We start from the raw sequence: 2,786 nt of genomic DNA on the forward strand, positions 1-2,786 counted from the left end.
GCGGGCGTCCGGCTGGTCGGCCGGGCCGTCGCCGAGCAGCTCGGGGCGCACGCGACGCGTGCGCTCGACCTGCTGCTCGTGGCGCCACTCCGCGACCCTGCCGTGGTGGCCGGACAGCAGCACCGGGGGCACCTCGAGCCCGCGCCAGACGGCGGGCTTGGTGTAGCTCGGGTACTCGAGCAGGCCGTCCTCGTGCGACTCCTCGACGAGGCTCTCGGGGTTGCCGACGACGCCGGGGACGAGGCGGCCGGCGGCCTCGATCATCGCCATGACGGCGACCTCGCCCCCGTTCAGCACGTAGTCGCCGAGGCTGATCGGCCTGACGCGCATGCGCGTCGCGTAGTGGTCGACGACGCGCTGGTCGATCCCCTCGTAGCGTCCGCACGCGAACACCACGTGCGACTCGGCCGCGAGCTCGCGGGCGGTCTCCTGCGTGAACGGCTCGCCTGCCGGCGAAGGCACCACGAGCAGCGCCTCGGAGTCGCCGTCGCCGACGATCGAGTCGAGCGCCTCGCCCCAAGGCTCGGGCTTCATGACCATGCCCGCGCCGCCCCCGTACGGCGTGTCGTCGACCGTGCGGTGACGGTCGTGGGTGAAGTCGCGCAGGTCGTGCGTGACGACGTCGATGAGGCCCGTCTGCCGGGCCTTGCCGAGCAGCGACAGGTCGAGCACGTCGAAGAACGAGGGGAAGATCGTGACGATGTCGATGCGCATCGTCGCCGCCTACGCGGAGGGGGTCTTGTCGGACCCGTCGGTGCCGCCCTCGGCATCGCCGGTGTCGGATGCCTCGGTGCCGCCGGTCTCCTCGGGGTCGGGAGCCTCGTCGGGGAGCTCCTCGAAGAGCCCCGGCGGCGGGGTCACCGTGAGCGTGCCGGCCTCGATGTCGACCTCGGGGACGAACGCCGAGACGAACGGCACCATGACGTCGCCCTGCTTCGTCTTCACGATGAGGAGGTCCTGGGCGGGCAGGTGGTCGACGTGCGCCACCTGGCCGATGCGCTCGCCGTCGCGGACGACCGCGAGCCCGATGAGCTGGTGGTCGTACCACGCGTCGGGCTCGGGCTCCTCGTCGACGGGCTGGTCGACCCAGAGGATGGCCTTCGCGAGCCCCTCGGCCGCGGTGCGGTCCTCGACGCCCTCGAAGAACCCGACCGGTTGGCCGTTGTACCAGCGCAGCTCGCGGAACTCGAGCGTCCGGCCGTGCCACGGCGACTCCTCGGGCACCTGCAGCGAGAACACCGCGCCGGGCACGAATCGACGCTCGGGGTCGTCGGTGTAGAGCTCGAGCTTGAGGGCGCCCTTCAGTCCGTGCGCCTTCGTCAGCCGGCCGACGCGGAGCTGCTGGGGGCGGTTCGCCGCGACCACGTCAGTCGTCGGTGTCGACGACGTCGACCCGGACGCGGCGGCCGTCGGCGAGGGCGGCCACGATCGTGCGCAGCGCCTTCGCGGTGCGACCGGCCCGCCCGATGACGCGGCCGAGGTCCTCGGGGTGCACGTGCACCTCGAGGACCTCGCCGCGTGCGCTCGACGCGGAGACGACCTTCACCTCGTCGGGGTGATCGACGATCCCCTTGACGAGGTGCTCGAGCGCGGAAGTGAGCAAGGCTTACGCCTCGTCCGACGCGGTCTCGTCGGCGGCCGGAGCCTCGGCGGGCTCCTCGGCCTTGGCCGGCTTCTCGGCCTTCGGCTTCACGACCGACTTCTTGGCCGTGTCGACCTCGTACTCGGCCTTGGGGGCCGCGGTCTGGACGGTGTTCTTGGCGTTCTTGTCGCCCTTGAACGTGCCCCAGTCGCCGGTCAGCTTGAGGATGGCGAGCACCTGCTCGGTCGGCTGGGCGCCGACGCCGAGCCAGTACTGCGCGCGCTCCGAGTCGACCTCGATGAACGAGGGGTTCTCGGTCGGGTGGTACTTGCCGATCTCCTCGATCACGCGACCGTCGCGCTTGGTGCGCGAGTCGGCGACGACGATGCGGTAGTACGGGGCACGGATCTTGCCGAGCCGCTTGAGGCGGATCTTGACAGCCACGATTCTCCTGGATGTGTTGTGAGGTAGGCGAACTGACAGCCGTGAGCGTGGGGTGCACACTCGGCGGAAGCTCAAAGGGTGTCCTGCGCGCCGGATAGAGGGTCGGGCGGTACAGAACTCGACTGACCATTCTTGCAGATTCCGCGCCGAAACGAGAATCCTCCGAGCCGCGCACGTGACTGCGCGTCGATCCGGAGCGGCCCCCGCTGCGCGCGCGACCGCGACGAGCGTCGACATCAGGCCCACCCTACGATGGGCGCATGGGGAGCCCCCTCGAATCCCTCGACCTCATCGACGGGCCCGCGATCGCCGAGCGCGTCCCGATGCGCGCGGCCGTCGACGCCGTCCGGCGCGTGCTGCGCGGCGGCTACGACCCCGACGCGGATCCGCCGCGGTGCGTCGTCGACGTGCGGCAGGGGCAGCTCCTGCTCATGCCCTCCGAGCTCGGCCGATGGGTCGGCCAGAAGCTCGCGACCGTCGCACCCGCGAACCCGGCGCGCGGCCTCGAACGGATCCAGGCCCTCTACGTCCTGATCGACGCCGAGACGCTCGCCCCGGTCGCCGTGCTCGACGGCACCGAGCTCACGAACCTGCGCACGCCGGCGGTCTCGGCGGCCGCGCTCGACGTCGTGGCCGAGCCGGACGCCGCGACGCTCGTCGTGTTCGGCACCGGGCCGCAGGGCGTGCGCCACGTCGAGGCGATGCGCGCCATCCGCCCCATCGAGCGGGTCCGGTTCGTCGGCCGCGACCCCGGCAGGGC

At 71.8% G+C, this 2,786-nt stretch carries 4 protein-coding genes and 1 pseudogene; 1 reads left to right on the forward strand and 4 read right to left on the reverse strand.

Features of this window, described 5'->3' with window-relative positions; genetic code table 11:
* The 4 genes from trmD to rpsP all read right to left on the reverse strand — a co-directional run.
* Nucleotides 1-714 (reverse strand): tRNA (guanosine(37)-N1)-methyltransferase TrmD (trmD, locus tag ESO86_RS14935; protein WP_129235693.1); only part of this gene is annotated, 714 nt, incomplete at its 3' end.
* Between the two features lie 9 nt (nucleotides 715-723).
* A complete protein-coding gene (gene rimM, locus ESO86_RS14940; protein WP_129235694.1) occupies nucleotides 724-1,365 on the reverse strand; it encodes a ribosome maturation factor RimM in 642 nt (213 codons plus the stop codon).
* 1 nt (nucleotide 1,366) lies between these two features.
* Nucleotides 1,367-1,603 (reverse strand): RNA-binding protein, encoded by a 237-nt coding sequence (locus ESO86_RS14945; protein WP_129235695.1) that lies wholly within the window; start codon nucleotides 1,601-1,603, stop codon nucleotides 1,367-1,369.
* Nucleotides 1,604-1,606: 3 nt separating this feature from the next.
* On the reverse strand, nucleotides 1,607-2,026 hold the full coding sequence (gene rpsP, locus ESO86_RS14950; protein ID WP_129235696.1) for a 30S ribosomal protein S16: 420 nt from the start codon (nucleotides 2,024-2,026) through the stop codon (nucleotides 1,607-1,609).
* 260 nt (nucleotides 2,027-2,286) lie between these two features.
* Between rpsP and ESO86_RS14955 the strand changes: the two are divergent.
* Nucleotides 2,287-2,786: pseudogene (locus tag ESO86_RS14955) on the forward strand (ornithine cyclodeaminase family protein); the annotation flags it as partial.

This window comes from Agromyces binzhouensis (assembly GCF_004135055.1).
GTDB lineage: Bacteria > Actinomycetota > Actinomycetes > Actinomycetales > Microbacteriaceae > Agromyces > Agromyces binzhouensis.